This is a genomic window from Paenibacillus sp. B2(2019), from assembly GCF_008370385.1.
In the GTDB taxonomy this organism is placed as follows: Bacteria; Bacillota; Bacilli; order Paenibacillales; family Paenibacillaceae; genus Paenibacillus_AQ.
Genome location: NZ_VTZR01000002.1, coordinates 284,045 through 302,264, shown reverse-complemented (window position 1 = coordinate 302,264; position 18,220 = coordinate 284,045). Strand labels below are relative to the sequence as shown.

Annotated in this window: 12 protein-coding genes; all 12 read right to left on the bottom strand. The window is 42.5% G+C overall.

Annotation, left to right across the window (positions count from 1 at the left end; translation table 11 throughout):
* Position 1: 1 nt before the first annotated feature.
* Positions 2-862 carry an amidohydrolase family protein gene (locus PAENI_RS01645; protein WP_149644034.1) on the bottom strand — a complete coding sequence of 287 codons (861 nt, stop codon included), beginning with the start codon at positions 860-862 and terminating at the stop codon, positions 2-4.
* A gap of 28 nt (positions 863-890) precedes the next feature.
* Positions 891-1,802 (bottom strand): fumarylacetoacetate hydrolase family protein, encoded by a 912-nt coding sequence (locus tag PAENI_RS01640; protein WP_149644033.1) that lies wholly within the window; start codon positions 1,800-1,802, stop codon positions 891-893.
* 36 nt (positions 1,803-1,838) lie between these two features.
* A complete protein-coding gene (locus PAENI_RS01635) occupies positions 1,839-2,612 on the bottom strand; it encodes an SDR family NAD(P)-dependent oxidoreductase (RefSeq protein ID WP_149644032.1) in 774 nt (257 codons plus the stop codon).
* Positions 2,612-3,373, bottom strand: coding sequence for an IclR family transcriptional regulator (locus tag PAENI_RS01630; protein WP_149644031.1), 762 nt, complete (start codon positions 3,371-3,373; stop codon positions 2,612-2,614). Before PAENI_RS01630 ends, PAENI_RS01635 begins: the two co-directional genes overlap by 1 nt.
* A 149-nt stretch (positions 3,374-3,522) precedes the next feature.
* The gene (locus tag PAENI_RS01625; protein WP_262495472.1) at positions 3,523-6,276 is read right to left on the bottom strand and encodes an alpha-mannosidase; all 2,754 of its coding nucleotides are present in this window, start codon (positions 6,274-6,276) and stop codon (positions 3,523-3,525) included.
* 45 nt (positions 6,277-6,321) lie between these two features.
* Complete coding sequence (locus tag PAENI_RS01620; protein WP_149644030.1) at positions 6,322-9,471, bottom strand: beta-galactosidase; 3,150 nt, start codon at positions 9,469-9,471, stop codon at positions 6,322-6,324.
* Positions 9,468-10,787, bottom strand: coding sequence for a glycoside hydrolase family 125 protein (locus PAENI_RS01615; RefSeq protein ID WP_149644029.1), 1,320 nt, complete (start codon positions 10,785-10,787; stop codon positions 9,468-9,470). The genes PAENI_RS01620 and PAENI_RS01615 overlap by 4 nt, the downstream gene beginning before the upstream one ends.
* Before the next feature lie 123 nt (positions 10,788-10,910).
* A complete protein-coding gene (locus PAENI_RS01610) occupies positions 10,911-12,416 on the bottom strand; it encodes an ABC transporter substrate-binding protein (RefSeq protein ID WP_149644028.1) in 1,506 nt (501 codons plus the stop codon).
* Between the two features lie 85 nt (positions 12,417-12,501).
* On the bottom strand, positions 12,502-13,425 hold the full coding sequence (locus PAENI_RS01605; protein ID WP_076283087.1) for a carbohydrate ABC transporter permease: 924 nt from the start codon (positions 13,423-13,425) through the stop codon (positions 12,502-12,504).
* A gap of 19 nt (positions 13,426-13,444) precedes the next feature.
* A complete protein-coding gene (locus PAENI_RS01600; protein ID WP_042193664.1) occupies positions 13,445-14,326 on the bottom strand; it encodes an ABC transporter permease in 882 nt (293 codons plus the stop codon).
* A 328-nt stretch (positions 14,327-14,654) separates the two neighbouring features.
* Complete coding sequence (locus PAENI_RS01595; RefSeq protein WP_149644027.1) at positions 14,655-16,223, bottom strand: response regulator transcription factor; 1,569 nt, start codon at positions 16,221-16,223, stop codon at positions 14,655-14,657.
* Positions 16,223-18,037, bottom strand: a complete 1,815-nt coding sequence (locus PAENI_RS01590) for a sensor histidine kinase (protein ID WP_081382735.1) — start codon at positions 18,035-18,037, stop codon at positions 16,223-16,225. Before PAENI_RS01590 ends, PAENI_RS01595 begins: the two co-directional genes overlap by 1 nt.
* Between the last annotated feature and the right edge of the window lie 183 nt (positions 18,038-18,220).

Below are 18,220 nucleotides of genomic sequence, written 5' to 3'. Positions count from 1 at the left end.
GCTACACTCCAGTTTCAATAAAATGTGATGTCTCCAATTGATAAAAGCGGATCGCATTATTGCCAAAAACATCGTCTAATTCTTGCTCTGTAAGCGCTTCAGGTAAATTGTTTAACAAAATGCTTACTGTTTGATCATAGCTTGCTGCAAGCAGGCACACTGGCCAGTCACTACCGAATATGACTCGGTTTAGTCTAAATGCATGTATGACGTGTTTTATATAAAAGTTAAAGTCAGATTCTACCCAGGCCGCCATATTTGCTTCGGTAACCATACCTGAAAGCTTGCAATACATTTGCGGATATTGCGCGACCTCCGTAACCCACTCTTGCCAAGGTGAGGATTCTTGCTGGGAAATTTGTGGCTTACCTATATGGTCAATGACCGCATGTAAATTTGGCACAAGCTTGAGCAATTTCAATACGGCTGGGAATTGTGCAGCATGGATCAATAAATCAACAGGGAATCCCATCGTCTCTAACCATTTTAAATGATGAATAACATGAGGACGTTGCAAATATTCATCAGCATCAATACTTTGAAGCATTAATCGGAGGCCAATAAAATGAGGATATTTACGCAAAAGTTCAAAGGTTTCCGCAAAATTGTCCTGCTCTAAATCCAACCAGCCCACAACACCAGCTATTGAATCATGGGTCTCGCATAAACTTAGTAGAAATTCAGTTTCTTCAACAGTAGCCGCTGCTTGAACAACAATCGTTTTCGTGATTCCATGTCGTAATAATGATTCTGTCAGGTCATCAGGCATAAAATCTCGATATAGTATTGGAACTTCTGGTGTAGGCCATCCGTAATCTCCTCGACTTAATTGCCAATAATGCTGATGCGCATCAATTCTCATGCTTTCACCTCATAAATTGAGTACATTGTCAGTCTTCCATAACGAGCCGGTTCGTCAGCTTGCCGAGCTTCTCAATCTCAATCGTGACGATATCACCATCCTTCAGGTAAATCTGCTGATCTACCGGATAACCGAGGACGACGCCTTCTGGTGTTCCAGTCAGAATGATGTCTCCAGGAACAAGCGTCATATGTTGCGAAATATAACTTACGATCTCATCGCATTGGAAAATCATATCTGACGTATTGGAGTGCTGGCGGATTTCTCCGTTGACTGTACATTTAATCTCTAAATCATTCGGGTTTTCGATTTCATCCGCTGTAACTAGATAAGGTCCAAGAGGAGAGAATTTATCACATGACTTGCCTAACAGCCATTGCTGAGTCCTTAGCTGCAAGTCCCGTGCGGACAAATCATTTACGTTGCAATAACCAAATACGTGGTTAAACGCGTCCTCTTTCGTAACGTACTTAGTTGATTTGCCGATAACGATAACAAGCTCTGCTTCGTAATCAACTTTTTTCGTCACTCTTGGAACGGGAATATCGTCGCCATGTCCCGTCAACGTGTTATTGAATTTATTGAACAATATCGGGAACTCAGGAATCGCTGCGTTCGTTTCCACCGCATGCTTGCGATAGTTAAGTCCGACGCAGATAATTTTATTTGGATGAGTCACGCATGGACCGAGCGTCAACTTCGCTTCATCTAATAGGTATGAACAGTCTTCTCCAGCCATATCCAGTGCTTGAGTTGTGAATTGATCCAACCTCGAAGCCGCTGCCTCACCACCGTCAATGACTTCGTGAACGGTCATAGGTACGGAATACCCATGCTGTGTAGGCAAATCTATTAAAGCGCTTGCAACATCCAGTATCCCTTTTTCTGTTACGACCCCCAATTGGTAATCACCATTGTTAACGAATGTTAATAACTTCATTATTAATTCCCCTTCCTTTTATCGTTTTAATGCTGTTCAGGCATTTTTCCCAAAAGTTGCGCCTCCATCATTATAGAGAGGAGAACCCATCATAAATTTTGATTCATCCGAAGCGAGAAATAAGGCGGCTTGGGCAACATCCTCAGGTAAGCCGAGCTCTTCACTAAGCTGACGCTTCTTTATTGACGCAATCGCAGTTTCCGGATTATCGTAAGAGGTTTTTAAGTAATTCTCAACGAACGGTGTTAGGATTGTACCTGGTAAAAGGGCATTTACACGAATATTGTATGCTGCGTAATCTACTTGCATGGATTTCGTCAGGGCCAATACCGCTCCTTTGGTAGCTGAATAAGAAGCTCTTCTGGCGAGCCCGATTTCTGCGACGCAAGAGGACATATTAATGATGTTGCCAGATTTTCGTTTCATCATATGAGGAAGCACATATTTGGAGGGCAAATATACCCCCCGAATATTAACCTGAATTACCCGTTCCCATGCATCCGGTTCAACTTCATGCAAAGCGCCTACTCCGCTAATCCCTGCATTGTTAAAAAGCACATCTATATGACCATATTGTTCAATGATTTGATCTACCATCTGCTCTACAGATTCAGCATGGGTCACATCCGCATGGATGAAATGACCTTTTCCTCCATCTGCATGAATATCCTTCAAAGTCTCTATACCTCTAGCTTCATCTAAATCGTTCACAATTACAGTTGCACCTTCACGAGCAAACAGCAATGCCGTGCTTCTCCCGATCCCTGAACCTGATCCCGTAATTAAGATGACTTTATTGGCTAATCTCATTAATGATTGCCTCCTTGGTATAGCGATAACCGATTCGCCAAATGACGAATTTCAGCCTCCGCAACATCCTTCTTTTTCTCCCAGATATGCTGCTGCATGGTACAGCTCACTGCTGCGATAGCCTCACCTGATTTAGATAGGATCGGGGCTGAAACACAGCTGAACCCAACGATAACTTCCTGCTCATCGAAAGCAATCCCCTCATCGCGGATGATTCGCAGTTGCTTAACCAGATCCGCCTTCGTTTTCAATGAATACTCTGTAGCGCTCGTTAATTCTTGAATCGGGTACAATGAATCCAGATCTTTATCATCAATGAACGACAGGAGCAATTTTCCAAGTGCAGTCACATGAGCAGGGAACTTCATACCGGGGCCGGATGCTAGCCTGACCATAGTCGGCGCTTCCTCCTTAGCTAGATACAACACTTCATTACCTTCAAGTCTGGCCAACTGAACTGTCTCTTGCAGACGATCTCTTGTGGCGGTAGCTTCTCGGTGAAATGATGAGATTAAGTCCTGACCTTGCAAGTAGGAATCTCCCCACCTTCCCGCAGCGGAGCCAACGGCATAAGTATCGTTAGTATCTCTATTCACCCAATCAAGTACTTCCATAGTCTGCAAAATAGAGTACATAGAACTCTTATGGATACCAAGCTGATTGGATAAATCAATTAATCGATGCTTATAGGGTTCCTCTGATACAAGGCGTAGAATCCCGTCTGCTTTCTCCAAAGCAGGCACCCAATATTTTTTGTCCATGTGAGCACCTCCTTCAAACATTATACAAAACCAAGTTTTCTATACAAACTAATTTTAATTTTATTAGTTATATTTGGCAATCTTTTTTTTCAAAAAAAAGACGATAGCTCCTAAGCTTGCTTAGGTTAACTATCGTCTTTATATTCATATTATCTCCGAATACCAATCGTTACAATTTCGCATGGACCGATCTGTAAGGCCGAACTACCTTTCTCTTCGCTAGAGAGTGGGTGGCTCTCCTCTTCCAGGATCGACGTCTTATAGAAATACTGCTGCGGTATCGTTGAACGGATGGTCAGGTCGGTACTCTGCTGACTCATGTTGTACCAGCGAAGCAGTAGGTCTCCAGTCTGCTCGTTCATTTTTAGAGAGGAAAATGCGAGCTCCTGACTCTCCCATTCGAATGGAGTATACACCGGAGCAATCGCTCCTTCATGTACATCAGTCTGACATACGACCCAAGGAATCTGGAATTGATAAGCTTCAGCAAAAGCACCTGAGGTTATACCATCTCCTGTGTGTGGGATGAGCTCCATACGTACAACGTGCTCTCCGAGACATTGCGCTTCTGGAGTTGGGAACAAACCCCAGTCTCCCAGTTCACCCACGCTACGGAGTAATGTAATCGCAATGGTGTTACGACCATCTCTTAGCACTTCATATTCATTTAATCCAAAGTTAGCGACAGTTAGACCGGCTGTTTCATTACTGATATCAACAAAGGCCTGCTGATGCTGCGTGTTACTCGGATTCATCCATTCTGTAGCTGGCTCAATATTCCGCTCCGCAACCTCAAACATCGAATCCACATGATGTGTGGCGGCGTTCAAATCTGTCGGAAATAGCGCACGAATCCGGTGATCTTTGGCTTTATTGTCTATCGTCGTTTCGATATGCAGCCCCTTCCCGCCCCGCTCCAAGCTAATTACGGTACGAAGTTTAAGAATGACTGTGTCACTACTGCGCTGCGCTTTCCGCTCCGGGTAGTACACAAGGGCACGCTGTTCCTCGTCCAGCTTATTATCTGCTGAGGCTGGAATCTCCCAGTCATGCTTAATTTCCACAGATGCTCGATAAGGTGTATTTTCCAGAACGCAAATATTCGCCTGTAGTCCCTTGGTCGTTAAAGCTTGTTCACCCTCTGGCTGTTTATACATGTATTCATTCCCGATATCACCTGTGTTCTCATACACACCAAGATCCCGGTAGGTCATGCCACTGGCTTTGTCACTTAGCGTAAATGAACCATTATCATGGATCACTACTTTGATGGCCTCATTCTCCAACACCCGATCCCCTTGAAGCAAAGATTCAGGAGCTATAGGCAACCCTGCGTTAGCACGACGAACCCACGCATATGCACGAAGACCCAGCGCCGGAACTTGCACAGCTTCAAAGGTAAGTCTTACTCGGCGGCACATATAGGGCTGGCGGAATTTATCGTCAGGCAAATCATAACCAAACTGAAGACCCAAATCCTCCATCTGGCATGTAATGGCATTCCCTTGATCGTCTACTAATTCACGACCGTTTAAGTCAATATCTTTCATACGGCTGGCTGTTTCTTCTAGAGAGAAACCCTCTCGCAAATATAGACGTGCCGCATCAATTTCTATGCTCACTGTACCCGTGCGTCTCCCCCCTGTCATATTCATGACTACTAACGGAAGCACTTCTTCACCATATGCTGCAAAACCGGACGTATCCACAGCTTCAGCGATCATGCGCTTACTATCATCAACAATGGTCTCTGCTACATGACGGCTTTTATCAAACCGGGTTACCATTTCGCGATGTACCTCATCCACGCTGCAGCCACAAATGCTATCGTGAGGATGATTCTGCATTAGCGTCTTCCAGGCATAGGTGAACAGATGATGAGGGTAATCTTTGCCCAATACATGTGCGAATGAAGCGAGTGGCTCGGCCACCTTTTCAAGCAAGACTTGCCCTCCCTGATTCATCTGTTTCAAATAGACACGAGCAGATGCGGTATTCACTAACGTCCCCCATCCGTCAGTGTGCTGGCTCCGCAGTTCGCCCTTTACGGTCGACAAATTGTTGTGATCCATTACATCCTCTACAGCTTTAAGGTAATCAGGGAAGTTGGAATGGATAAACTCCATATCTGGATATAACCGCTTCGCAGTTTCAATAGCCTCCGGCAAATCCAGTTGAGCTGGTTGATGATCGCAGCCGTTCATGAATAACAACTCGCCTGTAGAGGCAAATTTCCGAGCATCTGCTAACTTCTTCTCCCAGAACTCTTTTGCCTCCGCTTCATTCACTGGCACTTCGTTTCCGTTCGAATACCAATTCGCAAATAGAATTCCAAGCACTTTCGATCCATCCGGACCTTCCCATATCAGCTCGGAGAACGAAGATTCATATCCACCGTCCGATACTGTATTGTTGAATCCAGTCGGCTTTACACCTCTTCCAAAAAAGGCATTATTGATGCCTGATTGCTTCATTAATTGTGGAGTCTGACCCACTAGACCAAAGGTGTCCGGAAAATAACCGATCTTAGAAGGTTCACCGTAACGCTTCGAATCCTGATGACCAATCTGCATATTACGTACATTTGCCTCTCCGCTGGTAAGGAAAGCATCTTGCAGAATATACCAAGGTCCAATCAGTAGACGACCTTCCGTAATATGTTTTTGTAGACGATCTTGATTCTCGGGACGAACTTGAAGATAATCTTCCAGAATGATTGTCTGTCCGTCAAGATAAAAACTCTTAAATTCACCATCCTCATCCAATCGATCCAGCAATTCATCGACCAGTTTAATCAGGCGTACATGATGCTTTTCATATGGAAGATACCATTCCCGGTCCCAGTGAGTATGAGAAATAATATGGGCAGTCTGAGGTTTAATAGATTTATTTGAGCTATCCAATGTGAAGACCTCCTTATATGCAATACGTACTCTCTACTAAGATCCTTAATGTAGTAGATGTGGATAAGTTATATGGATTTCGACTTCCTGCTGGCGATACACGCCAAGAAGATCACCTTTATAGTCCGTAGCAAACAGGACTGAACGTTCCTGTTCCAACAAGAACGCGTAGGTTAGGCCAGTGGCTGAATCCTTCACCTCGATTTTCGCATCCTGAGCATATTCCGATACGAAGGTGAAGAGAGCCCCCGTAGCAAAGCTCAATTTCCGTCCGTAGATACCTACTAAGTCCCCTCCGCTAATCCACTCCAAGTCACACTCCACATGAGCAGCATGGAGCGCGTAGCGATACAGTGCAGAAGTAGTATCACTTCGGTCGCTCAATTCAACGGGCAGTGGACTCCATAGGAGTCGACCCTTGCCAAGCGGGATGTTTATGACTGAGTCTATAGTAGAGCTTCCGCTTCCGCCGGATTCGTGAATCATCGTTTCCTTCGATACCTCAGCAATCCTTCGGTGACCGAAGGAGACGGGGAGTTCTTGGCCTTGAAGGCTAAGCACTTCTTCACGGCGCACATTACGCAATTCACGCTTGCCAAGAATATCACTTAAGCGCTCTGAAGAACGCCAGTAAGCATCAATGTCGAGCGGGCCTGTAGCAAGCAATACCGCACCTGTCTCTTCAACGATGTGTAACAACCTTTCCATCGCTGCATCATCGAAGTTATGCGCGCTTGGCAGTATAATAAGCTTCACAGGATGGTTCTCCAAATCATCTAGGTGGTATTCAGAAGCCCCTCTAAAAGGCATCTTTAGATCATATGAAAGAATACGGGTAAGCTCTGTTGTAGCAGCGAAAGCCAGCTTCCGGTTAGAGAAATCATTCGAATACGGAAACACCACAGCGATCTCTTCCAGTTTCCGATCTCCAAATACGTCACGAATGCCTTCTATAAACTTCCCGAAGTCATAAGAGACATCCGCCTCTGGCTTTTCGGTTCCATCTGCTCTCAATGCTCCGATATGGGACTCATTCGCATTATCCATATAGAAGTTCGTATTCCAAATCCAGTGTATGGCCCCCGCACCAGCAGTTCCAAACGCATAGGCATATTTGCGTTCGAGTAGATTTCGCAGCTCTAGCTCCGAACGTTTGGCTCGTCCATCAGGAGTTTCTACATACATGACGCCAGTCTCTTGAATTAGGTTTGGCTTATTAGGCGTCTTGGCAAAGATACCATCCCACACCAGATAATCATTAAACCACCAGGAATGAACAGTGGTGTAATCCACCGCCTCCTCGTAGAAGAACGGCGAAGGTCGCTGCGCCCCTAGCCCTTCATCCTGCCCAACCGTAACCATCTGATCTGGACATTGCTCCTTAATGGTGTCATATAACTGCCTCACCCACCGGTTATGCATATCCATGGAGAACAAGCAATAATCAAGCCAACGCGTCCCTCTTTTAGCACTGTGCATATCCTGAACATCGAAGTTCATCTCTTTCGCTTCTGGCAGCCCTGCCGATGCAAAGTCCGGAAGCTGTGCGGGTGTCATATTCCAACGTTCCTGTAGTACTTCGATTTCCCCATGTCTATGTCGAAGCCATTCTATGAAAGCTTGTTGCTCGAAGCGATCATGACATGAACTCGGACCATCCGAGAAAATCCGTGCCGGATCAAACATCGACGGTTCATTAATAAGATCCCAATCTACATTCGAAGACGCTTTATGACGAGATACAATAGAACGAATGAAACGCTTCTGAGCCTCAACACTTTGTGGGTCCAAATAAGGATTTACCCCACCCCACGTTTCCGGTGTGAAGGAGAAGAACGTGAAAGTCACCTGAAGATCATGCTTCTTCGCCGTCATGATAAAGGCATCAATCGCTCGCAGTACCTCTTCTGAAACATGACCATCGTCTTGCATCACATTACGATAAGCAGTCCAGATTCCTGTTCGGATCCAGTTAATCCCTGCCTTCCGCATTTGACCCATATCGCGATCCCATACCCCAACGTTCGGCAGAAATAGAAATTTCCGTGCCACATCACTCGTCATATAAGTCATTCCCACAACAGGTAGTGGACGCCCATCTTTTATGAAATAATCTCTTCCACTCGTTACCGGTTCACCTGCTGCCAGAAGTTCAGGGGCATGCCCCCAGAACCCTTGACGTAGAATGCGAACCTCACCATCACTGGCTTCCGCTTCGCAGACCACTTGGAACAGACCACTCCTAATTTCCAGAGGAATAGGCACCCGAACGATGTTAAGCTCAGCATTAGCCTTCATCTCTAAACAATGGGACCAATGTAAGGAGGGATCGGATTCATGCTCAACATGCATTGTTAACTTCCATTTGTCTTCATTTCGCAAAGAAGGTTTTACCCGCTCAAGCTGCTGAATCTGAAGTGTCAGAGAAGCCCGTTCTCCTGACTCATATGACGCGTAATTTGGCTTAACCCACATTTCCGTTACACCCTTACTACAGAAACGAACCCACTCAGACATCGCGGACAGCCCTTTTTCCTTCCATAAAGAAGCCGTTGCAGCCGTATTTACGAACAGCCAGCGTGAGCCTGCAAATAAACCAATCGTATTCTCCCAAAGAACTACTGGAGCAGCAGTTTCCCGCCCCTCATGCGTAATTCCCTTCAAAAGCGGGTAAATCCGTGTACTCATCGGACCTGCTGACCCCATTTGATGGGGTAAATCACTCGTCTTCGTCGTATGTGGCACAAGGTTCCATGTCTCTTCACTCGCTATAAAAAGAGCTTCTTGCCCCTTAAGCAGAGGAATGACATCTGATGCAAGCAAGGACTGGTTGCGAGAACAATCAACACGCAGTACCTCATGAATAGACAGCTCTTGATGATAAGAGGTCTGTTCCGCTTCCACATGCCATTGTTCATTTTTCCAGCGAACGGGTTGTTTGAAGGGGGCACCTCCAATGCTGATCAGTCCACCACCTCTTTGCAAATATCCAAGAATATCTATCCATGCCGCTTTTGGGAAATAGGGTGCATGCAGATTAATGAAACATCCACCTTCGGTTTCCTTAAGCGTTGCTGCAAGCTGATTCGCATTCACGATCATACCGAACTCACGCATGGATTTAATCGCGTCACTAGGAATCGAATTGGAAATTGGGAAATCAGAATCATAGAATATGATTACAGGTCTGCTCATAGTAGTCCTTCCTTCATAGTTTTGTAGACTAGTTGGGAGAACAGACTATTGGACCAGGCAAACCATTTTCTAGTGAATATATTCGGGTCATCGACATGAAATCCTTCATGCATAAAACCAGTCCCCGCATCCGTTGCCTCTAGCATCGCAAGCATGTCCAGCTTCTCTTCCTTCGTGGAAGCCGTCAAACCTTGCATAGACAATGCCATATGCCAGATATAATCTTTCGGAGTATGTGGACTGCCAATCCCTTTCGCTGCTGTTCCTTCGAAGTAAAAAGGATTCTCCTTGCTCAGCGCAAATCGGCGTGTATTCTGATAAATCTCATCATCTGCTGTAACATAGCCGAGATAAGGAATCGACATGAGCCCCGGTGTTCCCGCATCATCCATCAAGCAGTAGTTGCCGTAGCCGTCGGTCTCATAGGCGTAGATTGGTCCGAATTTCGGATGACGATAAATACCATACAGCTTGATTCCATGATCAATGTCCGCTTCTAATGCTTTAAGCTCTTTTAGAAATTCAAGATCACGGAATACCCATTCTGCGAATTCCTGCATATGACGTAATGCAACAACGGCGAACATATTCCCCGGGATATTGTAATGGAAGTCGCAAGCATCATCGCTTGATCGGAACCCGGACCAGACCATCCCCGTGTAATTTACAGGCATACCAAGGCCGTTGTTGCGTAACGTATCTTCAGGAATTCCATTATTACGCGTAAAGCTGTAAGGAGATAATTCAGCATGGCGCTGCTCTGTTCTAAATAAGTTGTATATTTTGACCATTGCTGCCTTAAATCCGGCGTCGAATATATCAGCCTTCCCCGTTTCTTTCCAATAGGCATAAGCCAGATGCATGGAAAAACAGAGAGAATCGATCTCGAATTTACGTTCCCACACCCAAGGGGACATTTCCGTAATATCGCTAGTGCTCCAATGCCAGTCATTCGCTGTTTCGTTAAACGCATTGGCATACGGATCAATATGTATATACTGAATATGTCGTTTAATTAAACCGCTAATGATACGTTGAAGATCCGGATCATTCTTCGCAAATGGCACATAGTGCATAACCTGCTCCACAGAATCTCGCAACCAGGAAGCTGGAATATCTCCAGTAATGATGAATGTTGTTCCATCATCCATGAGCTTAGTCGTAGTCTCAAGTGTATTCGGAAAGCAGTTCTTGAAAAGCTGCAATAGTTTAGGCCGATGAGCTAACTTCTCCTCTGCTTCGTTCAATACTTCTTGAATCGCTTGTGGAAGCGGAAGCTTCGGCATTGAGATGGTTGGCAGTCTGAATTGTTCCATATTTCCACTCCTCTTGATAAAAATGAGTATAGATAGAGAGACGGGCAGCATAGCTGCCCGTCTCCACTAATCCTATTTGCGTTACCTTTAGATTAATCGTAGGCGTTTTGTTACGTTCAAAGCTTATTTCTTTGTCTGGTTCCACTCATCAAGCTGCTTTTGAACTTCAGCAATGACTTTATCCAGTCCAGCTTCTTTAAATTTCTTGGTTGCTTTTGGCAGATATGTTTTAGGATCAACAGAACCTGTGTATAGCGCTGGCATAAATTCTTTAGTTACGTTGTTGATGGCCGCTACTTCTGTTTTTACAGGTGTAGGATCAAATGCAAAACCGAAGGTAGGGGCTTCTTTTGATGAATCATTAAACTTCTTGAAAGCATCCCATTTATCAGCAGGGTCATCAGCATGCAGATAAGTCAGTAACATATTTCCAAGCGTGAAGCCTGGCATTGCATAGCTATCTTGCATAGCTGGCAGATCTTCAATGACATTCTCGGAAATTTTCTTATAATGAGTGCCTTCGATACCATAGTTGAGCAAATTGCGTAAGTACTTATCTGTATTCAAAAGATTCAAGAACATCATAGCCCGTTCAGGATCACCTGAGGTTACGGAAATAGCGTGCATCGAACCTGCAGCGGACTGTGTATACACATAAGGCTCATGCATAGGCGAAGTTACAATTTCATAACCTGCTGAACGAGACCAACCTTTTTCTGCATAAGGCTGTGTGATTTCGCGATCGGCAAACCATTTACCTGTCTTAATGTTATCAATACCTTCAAGTGTTGCAACGTCTGGGCGTAAGTAACCTGCTGTGTAAAGTCTGCGCATCGTATCTAACGATGTTGCAAGTTCAGGTGTCTCCAGAATATTAACAACCTTACCATCTGTGGAATCCATATAGACACCGATAGGTAGCTCATCACCTAGTACATAGTCAAATGGCATGAATGGTTTAAAGCCTTTAGGAACAGCTAGCGGTGTAATTTCCGCAGGCTCATTCTCTTTAATCGTTTTAAGAAGTGGCTCTAGATCATCCAACGTACGAATATTGGAAATGTCCATGTTGTATTTATCAACATATTTCTTATTGAAGCGCCATACCCATTGCTGTCCAAGCTCCTTATTTACAGGAACACCATAGATCTCACCTTTAATCTTAGTTCCTTCTAAGAAACGTGGGTCCAAAACTTCTTTCGTTTCCTTTCCATACTTATCTAACAGATCGTTCAGACCCAAGAAGGTACCGTTAGCTGCGTTACGGCGGAAATCATTTGTCCAAGAAGAGGTAAAAGCAATATCATAAGGCTCACCAGAAGCGGTAATGACTTGCATCTTCTTATCGTAATCACCCCAATCGAACATCGTAATGTTCAACGTCGCATTAATTTTTTCTTGGGTATATTTATTAACTTCTTTTAATACAAGATCCAAATCCTTTTGAGGTCCACCAATTAAATACATCTTCAGCTCATATGGCTTTAATTCCGATGTACTCCCTGCTGCCGCTGAATTGTTTGTTTCTTTAGCAGCATTTGTATTATTATTCGAACCACATCCAGCAAGAAGGCCAGACAAAAGCATTGTTCCAGCAAGAGCGAGCGTTAAACTTTTTTTCACTTTCATTTCTATTTTCCCCCTTTAGTTTAATTAACTCTTTATTTATATCGACTCCTGTTCTAGCGATTCGAATAAATACATCTTAGTAGTGTTACTCTTTTAAAGAGCCCACAGTTAAGCCTTTTACAAAATACTTTTGGAAGAAGGGATACGCTAGTGCTATAGGCAAGGTCGCCAGTACAACCATCGCCATACGAACGGTTTCTGTCGGCAATGTCGCAGCAATCTCAAAGCTTGATCCCATCTGCATGCTGTTCTGGATAACAAACTCCATATTATTCTGAATTCGCATCAGCATCGCTTGGAGCGGTACAAGACTCGCATCATCTATATACAGCAGCGCATTAAACCAATCATTCCAATAGCCCAGCGTACAGAACAATCCAATCGTTGCAATCCCCGGTAATGAGATCGGAAGTACAATTTGCAGGAACGTCCGAAACTCCCCTGAACCGTCAATTTTGGCTGCTTCAATGAGTGCATCAGGCACTGAAGTCTGGAAGAAGGTCCGCATCACTAGAATGAAAAAGGCATTCATCGCTATTGGCAATATTAAAGCCCATATCGTGTTGTACAAATGTAAAAACTGTGTGGCCACAATATAGTTTGGAACCATTCCGCCTGAGAATAACATCGTGAAGAAGGCGAAGAAGCTGAAAAAATTACGATAGCGAAATGATCTTCGAGAAAGAACATAGGCGTAAGTTGTAATTAGAAATAAGCTAATGAGCGTACCTAGTACAGTAACAAGTAAGGTAACTCCAAAGGAACGAAATAACTGATCACCTGTGTTAAAAATAAACTGATACGCCGCCATACTAAATTTTTCTGGAATTAAGCTAAATCCATTTAAAGCGAGTACTTTCTCATCTGTAAAAGAAATGGCTATGACAAACAAGAACGGAAACACACAGGTAAAAGCGAAAACTCCAATCACAATATTGAGTACCACATTCCAAAAAGGAGTAATGGCGTTGTTGTCGACTTCTTTCGGCTTACGTTTGAATACTTCCATAACGTCAATTGACTCCTTTCTAGAATATCGCGTTTTCTTTGCTGATCTTTTTCACAATAGAATTCGTTACAATTACCATGATAAATCCAACGATCGATTGATATAGACCCGCTGCTGTACTCATCCCTAGGTTTCCTGTCGTACTCATGCTTCGATAGATATAAGTATCGATAACATTCGTTACGGAGTATAGAACACCGGAATCCCGAGGTATTTGATAGAATAGACCGAAGTCAGATCTAAAAATACCACCAATCGCTAGAATAGTTAGCGTTACCATTAAAGGTTTAAGCAAAGGAAGTGTAATAAACTTAATTTGCTGCCATTTGCTGGCCCCATCAATCATTGCCGCTTCATAGTAGGACTTGTCGATACCCGCTATAGCCGCTAAGTAAACAACACTTGAATAACCAATTGATTTCCAAATTCCCATGAAAATTAGGATATATGGCCAAAAGCGAGTATCCCCATACCAGGAAACAGGATCGCCTCCGAAGTAAACAATCACTTGATTCAAGATTCCTTTATCTACACTTAGGAAGCTGAATGTAAAGAAACTAATAATAACCCAAGAAAGAAAATAAGGCATAAACATCGCCGTTTGATAAACTTTGGCCATCCGTTTGTTCACAAGTTCGTTCAAGGTGATTGCAATGCCCACCGCAAGAACTAAACCGAGAGAGATCAACGCCACGTTATACAGTATCGTATTTCTTGTAATAATATAGGCGTCCTCTGTCGAGAACAAAAAGTTGAAATTTTCAAGGCCAACCCACTTACTATTTAAAACGCTTGCAAAGAATCCGTCCCGATGAATCTTGAAATCCTTAAATGCAATAATGGTTCCGAACATCGGTAAGTAACAAAAGATTAGGAACCATATTGTCCCTGGTAATACCATAAACCACAGTACTTTATCCTTATTTAAGCTTTTGAAAAATGCAGACACTATTCCACATCCCCCTTCTCTATCCCCAAACAATCCCCGTAATACCCTTTCGATCTTATTTCCTTGCCCCTTTAACTATCTTTAATTCTGCGCTATAAAAGCGGTTTCATAAAGTTGAAAAACTCCAGAATGATATGTAAAAATTAAAGATCGCAAGAAAAAACGACCTCCGTGAGGCTTCAAATCCCTTAAGATTTGAACAAAAAAAAGGAAACATTCCCGTGACCAACGTTCGTGAACCCTCCACTTGAACGTGATACCCGGGAACATTTCCTAAATTCTACGCCTTTTCTTTTTTATACATATTTCGAAGTTCTGTTGGAGATATGCCTGCTGATTTTTTAAACTGGCGATAAAAATACGCTGGATCTAGATACCCTACTTCAGCTGCTATTTCATTGGTTAATAACGTAGTTTGAAGCAGCAGTTGTCTTGCTTTTTCAATTCGGAATTGATTCACATAATCAGAGAAGCTTCGCCCCATCTCCTTCTGAAATAGCTGTCCCAAGTAAGTAGGATGCATATTCATTCGCTGACTGAGCGTCTTCAGAGATAGTTCTTCTCTATAATGTTTGCTCACTTGATCCACCATATATCTCATATTCGGACTGAGTTCATCACTCACTAGCGATAATTGGTCCAGCGTTTCATTCACACTTTCCTGCACATGATGAAGCAACTGCTCAATGGTATGGATGCGTAGCAAAGGATTAAACACAGCACTGAAATTACAGTTTTTCTCCATATTCTTAGCGATCAACATTAATTCAATCGCCACGTTGTAATTATCAATGCGTGTAATCACGCCACATCCGAACAGCTTTTGGAATGTTTCTGCGATAAATTGATTTGCCGCCTCACGCTCTCCAGATAATAATAGTTTAGTAAATGCTTCATAATCAATTTCGAGCTTTTCCTCATGTAACACCATCTTCGACAGTTGGTCCACATCTATAATCGGGTAGCCCGGCAGCATCAGATGATCCACATATAAACTTTTCGCTTTTTTATAACTTTGTGGTACTTCTTGAAAAGTATATTCCTTACTTCCTATCGTAATCCAGACAGACTTTCCTAATTCATGCATAATCTCACATTGCACTTGTTGCAGCATGCAATACATTTCTTCTTTGTTCTCATCTTCAGCCGACTCCGCAACAATAAGAACAAGATCACCTTCCATATCTATAAAAACAATAACTGTTCCGCGCTCTGCTACGGACTGCACAGCGATTCGATAACATTCTTCCATAAGTTGATTAGGGTGCAGTTGACCCTCATCCTCTTCATGTTCCGTAATAAGCCGAATCGCAGCCACCGTAAAACATGAACAGTCCAGAGAAATATTTAAGACTTTTGAACGATGCAATAGCTCCTGTCGATCTATATTTCCAGTGACCCAACGATTTAGAATATTGTTACGTAAAACTTGCTGATCCTCCTTCGCATGAAATTGTTCAACATCCTCTTGATTGAGGACCTCAACAATTTGCTCAATGGTCGATTCCAATTCTTTTATATTAATGGGTTTAAGAATATAATTCTCAATGCCTAGACTCATTCCAGCTTTTAAATACTCAAATTGTTCATAGCCGCTTAAGATAATAAATCTCATTTTTGAATCAAAAGACTTAATTTGTTGAATGAGTTCAAGTCCCGTCAGCTTTGGCATCGTAATATCTGTAATTAATATGTCAATGGCTTCGTTATGGCTATGCAGAAATTCTAAAGCTTCTTCCCCATTACTCGCTTGCCCTGCGATTCTTAGTCCATAATCTTCCCATTCGATCACTGAACGTAATCCTTCAAGAATAAGAGGTTCATCATCCACAATAAGTATGTTGTGCATTATTTAATACTCTCCCTTACCACTGGTATATTCATGATGACTGTTGTTCCTACACCGATCTCACTAGCAATCGATAATCCATATTCAATCCCATAATAAAGCTTAATTCGCTCATTCACATTACATAGTCCAAGCGAGGAAGGTGGTGCATCCATTCGCATACTGACTTGAAGTGTTTTTTGAAGTTCCGTTAGCTTGCTGGGAATAATCCCATTTCCGTTATCTCTAATAGCAATTTGAATGCTACCGTCTGATTCAGTTACTTCAATGCGGATTAAGTTATCGGAGCGTTCGGGCCTGAATCCGTGAACAATATAATTTTCAATGACCGGCTGAATCAGCAGTTTAACGATAGAACAATTCATAGCCACTGGACTTATTCGCGACTCGATTTGAAGCTTATCTTTATGCCTAATCTGAAACAGCTCAAGATATAGATTGCAATATTCAATCTCATCAGCGATGGTAACAACCATACTTTTCTTAATCATCGTTCGGAATAACGTAGATAAAATGTAAATCATCTGACCTACATCCTTCGCACCTTGCGAAATAGCCCGCATCCTTATAGCTTCAAGCGTATTATATAAAAAATGCGGATTAATCTGCGATTGAAGAGCAACGAGTTCTGCATTTTTTTGCGTAATTTCTGAAATGTAAACTTTATTAATATACAGCTCTAGTCTTTCACACATATAGTTAAAATTGTTGGCAATAAGCTGCAATTCATCCTCCCGGTTAAGATGAATGCGCGTGCTTAAGTCGCCTTCCTGTAAGCGCTTCATAGATTTGACAATGATCTTCACTTTTTTAGAGAAACGTAAAATTATTCCGTATGTAATGGACATTGCCGCAACAATTAGTGCTGCCGTAATCCCGATAATCCAATTTCGTACTACCACCATTTCTTTATTGACCTGCGACTTCTGAATGATTCCTGCCACAATAAGACCTGAGCTATTCGTTGTATTTAAGTTAACTTTGGATAATCCATCCAGTGCAGTCCAGTTGTCTGAATAAAGACCAGCGATATGCGGATACTGCTGTCCCATATACCTTCCTAAGGAATCATATATGACGTCACCGCTTGGTGTTAGAACCAACACTTGACCATTATTCTCTGTACCTTTCGTACCAAGCCATTTTGAAATAAGTTCAGCATCAAAATCTATAATGAGCATACCGATCGTTTTCAATGAAATCGGATCTTTAAGCTCCCTAGTCATCGTATACAAATTGTTATTGTCTTCCCTTATTTCCTTAAGTAATAATTTTTTTTCATGCGAAACCCAACCATTCTTGGGTATGGGTGATTTTTGCTCCGAAATATCTATATCTCTTTTGTAGAGCTGTCGTGTATTATTCTTATATAAATAATAAAATTCTTTCTCAGTGCTGTATAAGATAACGTCAGAGATACCACTTTTCTGATTCAAATACGTTTTGAAGTAAGTATCGAATGTATGGGGTACAAAGCTCCCAATTTCAGCAAACTGATCTAAACGATATTTAAGATAATCTCCATAATCATGTTGCAAAAAGTAGGACAAATCCTCACTTACAGAAGCATCACTATAAATTTGCTGGATGGCCAATTGAATCCCTTCGTACTGCTGATTCATATATAAACTCACGTAATCCAGTACCTCTCGATTAGCATCAACATGTTGACGCGTGATCGTCTGTTCATAGTATTTATAAACGGTAATGGAAGAGGCAATAAGCGTAATAATGATGATGGATGAATATATAGCTAAAATTTTATTAAACAGTTTTTTTCGTAAATGATTTTGATAAAATTTCTTTATATTCAACAAATTCACCTTCCTTCAAAATCTAGCCTTTAGGATTAGAAGCTTAACACCACCTTTCTTTTTGTGCAATGGGAGCGCATTCATTTTTAGATGTAAATCTTTCCTCCTTGCAACCTTTTTCTTTATCATGAGTTTACATCTCGCTAAAAATCGTCTATAGTTGGTTTCTACCCCCCAAACAAA

Excerpts from the sequence above, each read along its gene's own strand:
- PAENI_RS01630 (WP_149644031.1), bottom strand. The coding sequence starts at position 3,373 with ATGGACAAAAAATATTGGGTGCCTGCTTTGGAGAAAGCAGACGGGATT.
- PAENI_RS01620 (WP_149644030.1), bottom strand. The coding sequence starts at position 9,471 with ATGAGCAGACCTGTAATCATATTCTATGATTCTGATTTCCCAATTTCC.
- PAENI_RS01615 (WP_149644029.1), bottom strand. The coding sequence starts at position 10,787 with ATGGAACAATTCAGACTGCCAACCATCTCAATGCCGAAGCTTCCGCTT.
- PAENI_RS01595 (WP_149644027.1), bottom strand. The coding sequence starts at position 16,223 with ATGCACAACATACTTATTGTGGATGATGAACCTCTTATTCTTGAAGGA.
- PAENI_RS01600 (WP_042193664.1), bottom strand. The coding sequence starts at position 14,326 with ATGGTATTACCAGGGACAATATGGTTCCTAATCTTTTGTTACTTACCG.
- PAENI_RS01610 (WP_149644028.1), bottom strand. The coding sequence starts at position 12,416 with ATGAAAGTGAAAAAAAGTTTAACGCTCGCTCTTGCTGGAACAATGCTT.
- PAENI_RS01640 (WP_149644033.1), bottom strand. The coding sequence starts at position 1,802 with ATGAAGTTATTAACATTCGTTAACAATGGTGATTACCAATTGGGGGTC.
- PAENI_RS01635 (WP_149644032.1), bottom strand. The coding sequence starts at position 2,612 with ATGAGATTAGCCAATAAAGTCATCTTAATTACGGGATCAGGTTCAGGG.
- PAENI_RS01645 (WP_149644034.1), bottom strand. The coding sequence starts at position 862 with ATGAGAATTGATGCGCATCAGCATTATTGGCAATTAAGTCGAGGAGAT.
- PAENI_RS01605 (WP_076283087.1), bottom strand. The coding sequence starts at position 13,425 with ATGGAAGTATTCAAACGTAAGCCGAAAGAAGTCGACAACAACGCCATT.